The organism is Mesorhizobium sp. M1A.F.Ca.IN.020.06.1.1, assembly GCF_004023265.1.
In the GTDB taxonomy this organism is placed as follows: Bacteria; Pseudomonadota; Alphaproteobacteria; order Rhizobiales; family Rhizobiaceae; genus Mesorhizobium.
On sequence record NZ_RZSR01000288.1, the window covers coordinates 1 to 6,160 of the forward strand.

At 65.3% G+C, this 6,160-nt stretch carries 6 protein-coding genes and 1 tRNA gene; 3 read left to right on the forward strand and 4 right to left on the reverse strand.

Translation table 11 applies throughout. The features are described from left to right. The coding region (locus EOA60_RS14775) for an ATP-binding cassette domain-containing protein (RefSeq protein WP_164899314.1) at positions 1-673 on the reverse strand (673 nt) is incomplete at its 3' end. Between the two features lie 121 nt (positions 674-794). Beyond that, positions 795-1,757 carry a sugar-binding protein gene (locus tag EOA60_RS14780; protein WP_067323936.1) on the reverse strand — a complete coding sequence of 321 codons (963 nt, stop codon included), beginning with the start codon at positions 1,755-1,757 and terminating at the stop codon, positions 795-797. 542 nt (positions 1,758-2,299) lie between these two features. Here EOA60_RS14780 and EOA60_RS14785 point away from each other — a divergent pair. Next, positions 2,300-3,415, forward strand: coding sequence for a LacI family DNA-binding transcriptional regulator (locus EOA60_RS14785; RefSeq protein ID WP_067323938.1), 1,116 nt, complete (start codon positions 2,300-2,302; stop codon positions 3,413-3,415). 65 nt (positions 3,416-3,480) lie between these two features. Beyond that, positions 3,481-4,566, forward strand: a complete 1,086-nt coding sequence (locus EOA60_RS14790) for a nitronate monooxygenase (RefSeq protein ID WP_245479243.1) — start codon at positions 3,481-3,483, stop codon at positions 4,564-4,566. 56 nt (positions 4,567-4,622) lie between these two features. On the opposite strand, the gene EOA60_RS37605 is transcribed toward EOA60_RS14790, so the two are convergent. Continuing rightward, positions 4,623-4,769: a hypothetical protein gene (locus tag EOA60_RS37605; RefSeq protein ID WP_164748409.1), complete on the reverse strand. Its 147-nt coding sequence runs from the start codon at positions 4,767-4,769 to the stop codon at positions 4,623-4,625. A 250-nt stretch (positions 4,770-5,019) separates the two neighbouring features. Here EOA60_RS37605 and EOA60_RS14795 point away from each other — a divergent pair, with 250 nt between their 5' ends. Next, positions 5,020-5,820: a class I SAM-dependent methyltransferase gene (locus EOA60_RS14795; RefSeq protein ID WP_095825533.1), complete on the forward strand. Its 801-nt coding sequence runs from the start codon at positions 5,020-5,022 to the stop codon at positions 5,818-5,820. Between the two features lie 92 nt (positions 5,821-5,912). On the opposite strand, the gene EOA60_RS14800 is transcribed toward EOA60_RS14795, so the two are convergent. Beyond that, positions 5,913-5,989, reverse strand: a tRNA-Arg gene (locus EOA60_RS14800). Between the last annotated feature and the right edge of the window lie 171 nt (positions 5,990-6,160).

The following is a 6,160-nucleotide window of genomic DNA, read 5'->3' on the forward strand; positions in this document are numbered from 1 at the left end:
CCACGACGCGGTCGGCGACGCGCTCGACCTCGTGCAGGCGGTGCGAGATGAAGATGACGCTGATGCCTTCCGCCCGCAGTCCCTTGATCACGTCGAGCAGCTTTTCGGTCTCGGCGATTGGCAGGCTGGAGGTCGGCTCGTCGAGGATCACCAGCCGCGCCTTGATCGACAGCGCCTTGGCGATCTCGACCATCTGCTGCTGCGCCAGCGACAGCGAGGCGACCGGCGCGTCGGCCGAGAAATTGGCTCCGACGCGTTTCAGGAGCGGCGCCACCATCTCGCGCAGCTTGGCGCGGTCGACCAGCTTCAGCGGCCCGGCCTTGAGCGGCTCGCGGCCGAAGAAGATGTTGGCGGCGACGTCGAGGTTTTCGAACAGGTTGAGCTCCTGATGCACGAAGGCGATGCCGGAGCCGATGCTGGCTTCCACGGTCAAGCCGTCATGCGCGACGCCGTCGACGGTGACGGAGCCGCTGTCCGGCCGCGTCACGCCGCCGAGGATCTTCATCAATGTCGATTTGCCGGCGCCGTTCTCGCCGACCAGCCCGATCACCTCGCCCGGCCTGACCTCCATCGAGAACCCGTCCAACGCCACGACGCCGGGATAGGTCTTGCGCACGGCCTCGAGGCTCAGGAACGGAGCGGATTGGATGATGGATGGGTCGGAATAATTCATCACGCCATTGTTCATCGCGCTTATCGGCAGCCGGTGGGCTGCAGACTGACGGGCCGCATGCGGCCCGTCAATACGGACGCCGGCTCAAGGCGAAGCTTGAGCCGGCGCAACTGTGCATCGATTACTTGCCGGCCATCGCCTTCAGGTTGGCGGCATAGGCGTCGACATCGTCCTTGCCGATGATCTTGGTCGGCACGATGATCAAGCCGTTGGCCGGAATGCCCGACTTGTCGCCCTTGAGGTAGGCGGCCATCAGCTTCATGCCCTGATAGGCCCATTCGAAGGGCTGCTGCACCACGGTCGCGGCAACCGTGCCTTCCTTGACGCCCCCCAGCGTGATCGGATCGTCGTCGAAGCCGACGACGGTGATCTGGCCGAGCTTGCCGGCGTCGCGAAGCGCCTCATAGATGCGCGGCGTATTGTAGGAGTAGAAGCCGACCATGCAGGTGATGTCGGGGCTGGCGACCAGCGCGTCCTCGACATTCTTCTTGGCCCGTGCCTGGTCGATGTCGTCGCCGCGCACGTCCACCAGCTCGATCTTGCTGCCGGCAAGCCCCTCCTTCATGCCCTCGATGCGCTCCTTGGCATTGTCGGCGCCGAGCAGGCCGACGAAGCCCAGGCACTTGCCGCCGTTCGGCATCGCCTTCTTGGCGATCTCGGCCGCCTGCTTGCCGGCATCGACGTTGGACGAGCCGATATAGGCGACGCGCTTGGTCTGCGGGGCGTCGCTGTCGGTGGTGAACAGAGCCGTCTGCGACGCGATCTTGTTCAGCCCGTCGGTCGAGGTCTTGGGGTCGACCGCCGACACCATGATGCCCTTCACGCCGGCCGTCACCAGGTCGTCCATCAGGCGCTGCTGGATGGCGACCGACGACTGCTCGGGATATTTCAGCTCGAGATTGTAGTCGGGCAGTTCGCCCTGCGCCTTCTTCACGCCGGCTTCCGCCGCCTTCCAGAAGTCTGACGCGCCGTTGACGACAAAGGCCAGCGTCGGCTTGTCGTCGGCGCGCACGGCTGCGCTGGCCGTCAGGCCAATAGCCAAGGCCGCCGCGGCGACGGACGCGTTGCGTATCATGGATTTCATGCTTCAACCTCCCTTTTGAAACTCATCGCTGCTGTCTCGGCTGCGGCCTGGACGCCCTCCTCCTCAAGGGTCTGGCACCTAAGTCCGGGGCCGATCCAGCCGCGACCGAAACACTAGACACAGATTTGACGTTCGTAAATAGTCCGATTTGTCTGACATTTTCGTGAGGACGAGGGCAGCCCTCTTCCGGCAAATTGCCGGGCAGCGAACCTGCGCTCCTCCCAGATGCCGTCGCCGCAGCTTGCTCGGCGACGCGTTGACAGTAGATCGCTTACCGATATTAGTAAATAGTATTAGTCGCGGGTTCGGCCAGGCGCCCCAACCACGGCGAACCGGGTGCCGCGGTGGGCGCCGGCGGAAGCAGGATTTGCGCTGGTCGGGTCGGCAAAACTGGTGAAAACTGACAGCTTTGCTGACCTTTTTGGCCATTTTGTCGCCGCGTGCCGTGGCTGGCGCCAACGCCCTTTCATGTGATAATAGTTATAAGCATTCCTGCTGGGTGGCGGGCTTTGCGTAACAGCCCGGCAGGTTTGGGAACGACCATGAGCGAACCGACGCAACTGCGCGATCCACGGCAAACGTCCAGACGCCGCAAGCCATCGGCCAAGCCCAAGGGCCGGGTCACCATGACCGATATAGCGAGAGCCGCCGGCTGCTCGCAGGCGACGGTCTCTTTCGTGCTCAACAATTCGCCGGGCATCAGGCTGTCGCAGCAGACGCGCGACCGCGTGATCGAGGCAGCTAGAGCGCTGGGCTATTCGCCGCCGGTCTTTTCAGCGTTGCGTCCGCCCGTCACGCCCTTCGAAGGGCTGGATGGCGTCATCGGCTTTGCCGTCGACCAGCTCGCCACCAGCCCCGAGGCGGTTGTGGCCATCGAGGGCGCGCGCCAGGCCTCGTGGAATGCCGGCAACGTGCTCTTGGTGGCGCAGACCATGGGTGACGCCGTCATGGAGCCGCGTGCCATCCAGGCGCTCACCCGGCGCGGCCTCTCGGCGCTGATCTACATGACCATCTTCACCCGCGAGATCACCGCGCCCGAGTTCCTCTACAGCCTCGACATTCCGGTCATCCTGCTCAACTGCTACACCGCCGATTATGCCTTCCCGGCCGTGGTGCCTTCCGAGATCGCCGGCGGCCAGAGCTCCACCCGGCATCTGATCAGCCGCGGCCACCGCCGCATCGCCACCATCACCGGCGAGCCCTGGATGCAGGCGGCGCAGGATCGGCTGAAGGGCTATCGCCGCGCTTTGGCCACCGCCGACATCCCCTTCGATCCGGACCTGGTGGTGGAGGGCGACTGGTCGGCCAGCGCCGGTTATGCCGCGACGGTGAAGCTGCTTGCGCTGAAGGACCGCCCGACCGCCATCTTCTGCCAGAACGACCGCACGGCAATCGGCTGTTACGAAGCGCTGAAGGAGGCGGGCCTGCATATCCCCGGCGACATTTCCGTGATCGGCTATGACGACGAGGAGATCGCCCGCCACCTCTTCCCGCCGCTGACCACATCGATCCTGCCGCATCTGGCGATGGGCCAATGGGCGATCGAGCAATTGGAGGCACCGCCGACGCCCGGCCGCGGCCGCTATCCCATCACCAAGCTTGAATGCCCGCTGGTGGAGCGGGAGAGCGTGGGAGCGTGCCTCGCACAATTCCGGTGACCCCGTCTTGATCCGGGCCTATGATGGACTGCGCGTGTTCCTTTCCCGACACAGGAAAAACGCTCGTGTGGCCTAACCGTCGTTTATGCGATCTCTTAAAGATCGAGCACCCGATCATCCAGGCTCCGATGGCCGGCTCGGCGACTCCGGAACTCGCCGCCGCGGTGAGCAACGCCGGCGGGCTGGGATCGCTCGGCTGCGCATCGATGCTGCCGGACGGCTTGCGCACCGCTGCGCGCCAGCTGCGCGCCTCGACCGAGCGTCCCTTCAACCTCAATTTCTTTGTTTTTCCCAGACCGGACACCAGCGACGCCGTACTGACCCAGGTCATCGACAGGCTGCGGCCCTACTACGAGGAGCTGTCGCTCGACGAACCCTCGCGGAGGCTTCCGCCGATCGGACCGGGTTTCGACGAAGAAAAGCTTGAACTGCTGCTCGAGATCCGCCCACCGGTCGTCAGCTTCCATTTCGGCATTCCGGACGCGGCCGCGGTCGCCAAGTTGAAGCAGGCGGGGATCGTGGTTCTCAGCACCGCGACGAATGTCGCCGAGGCGCGCCAACTCGCCGACGGCGGAGCCGACGCGGTCATAGCTCAGGGCTGGGAGGCAGGTGGCCACAGGGGATCGCACGCCCCCAACCGTCCCGGTGACGGCGTGGGAACGTTGGCGCTGGTTCCCCAGGTCGTGGATGCCGTCAAGCTGCCGGTCATTGCCGCCGGAGGCATCGCCGACGGCCGCGGCATAGCGGCCGCCTTCGCGCTTGGCGCCAGCGGCGTGCAGATCGGCACCGGCTTCCTGTCTTGCGACGAGGCCGGCACGGACGGACCGCGCCAAGCCCTGATCCGCGCCGCCACGGACATGGACACGATGGTCACCGATGCCTTCACCGGCCGCGCGGCGCGGGCGAGACGCACCCGCTTCGCCTTGGAGATGGAGGTGAACCGGGCGCACCTCCCCGACTTCCCGCAAATGGTTGCGCTCAGCGCTCCGCTCGGCGAGGCCGGTGCAAAAGGAGATTTCGCCTTCCATCTCTATGGGCAGGCGGCCGCCTTGAACCGGGAGCTTCCTGCCGGCGAATTGATGCAGACGCTCGTGGCCGAAACCGGCGAGGTGTTCGAAGCGCTTTCGACCGGCAAAACGACGCCTGCGTGAGCGAAGTCTCCACTCGTAGACGTCGCGGACAGGTTGCAATCCGGACTGCGACAAGATCAGCCGGCAGGCAGGGATGCCATCCGGGCGCGATCGATGATGCTGGCATTCGGCGGCAAGCGGCGATCGCCCAGCTCGGCCAGTTTTGCGGCCATATGCGCTCTGGTGATCTGCGGCAGCGAAACGCACAAGGCGATCTCGATCACGCCGCGGAACGCGTCGGCATCCTCGTTTGCGGCGGCGAAACAGGAACGCCCTCCGACAACGCGTTCATCTCGGCGATCCGGGCTCGCTCGGCGGCGATTTCTGGTTGCGATAGACCGACCTGGCGCTCGGCCTCGGCGTCGTATGCTCCTGCCAACGCCCAACCTGTGCGATCTCGGGACGATCGGCTGGTTTCGTTGCTTGGCATGGTTCCCGCGTGGGTCTAGGCTGAAACCAGCAAGGGAGGACGGGATGACATCAAGCTTCACCGTTCACGCCGCATCCGGCTATGAGCAGCTCATGGGCCGCTGGAGCCGCAGGCTCGCGCCCAAGTTCATCGACTTCGTCGGCCTGGCCGGCGGCGAGAAGATCCTCGACGTCGGCTGCGGTACCGGCAGCCTGACCTTCGAACTGGCGAAGTCGCGCGATCTCGCCGAAATCCAGGCCATCGACTTCTCAGCCGTCTTCGTCGCGGCGGCGAAGGAGAGGAACACCGATCGGCGCATCACCATTGAGCAGGCGGACGCCACGGCGCTGCCTTTCGAGGACAATGCGTTTGATCGCGCCCTTGCGCTGCTGGTGCTTCACTTCGTGCCGGAGACCGGCAAGGCGGTGGCCGAGATGCGCCGCGTAACGCGGCCGGGCGGCGTGGTCGCCGCCGTTGTGTGGGACCATCTTGGCGGCATGCCGGCCATGCGCATGATGATTGACACCGTTGCCGCGCTCAGCGAAAGCGGCCGCCAGATGCGCAATCGCTACTGTTTCCAGCCGATGATGCAGCCCGGCGAAATGAAGCGGACCTTTGTCGAACAGGGCCTGACCGACGTCACCGAAACCGAGCTGATGATCCGCATGGACTACCAGAATTTCGACGACTACTGGGCGCCGATTGCCGCCGGCGAAGGCCCGCTCGGCAAATATATGACCACGCTCGACGCAGCCGAGCGGACCCGCACGGAGGCTGCAGTACGCGATGCCTATGAGGCCGGTCGTGCCGATGGGCCGAGGTCTTTCGCCAACGTCGCCTGGGCCTGCCGCGGCATCGTGCGCTGACCTTCAGCGCCATCTGAGCTGCGCGCGGACGGCGTCGCGCGAACTGCGGTCGCCTAGCCGGCCAGTGCCAGCAGCCAGCGGTGCCAAATAGATGGCGCACCCGACAGGATTCGAACCTGTGACCTCTGCCTTCGGAGGGCAGCGCTCTATCCAGCTGAGCTACGGGTGCTTCCCGGGAAACCGGAAAACGAACCAGCCGGTGAGCCGGCCAGCCACGGCTTCTTAGCGGAAGCCGCTCCGGGCTTCAACGGGCAATTGGCTTGGCGGAATATTCGCCGTAGCGGGCAGGCTCGCATTCGTCCGGTGGAGGTGCCGGAGTCGAGAGCGAGCGGTCCCAACT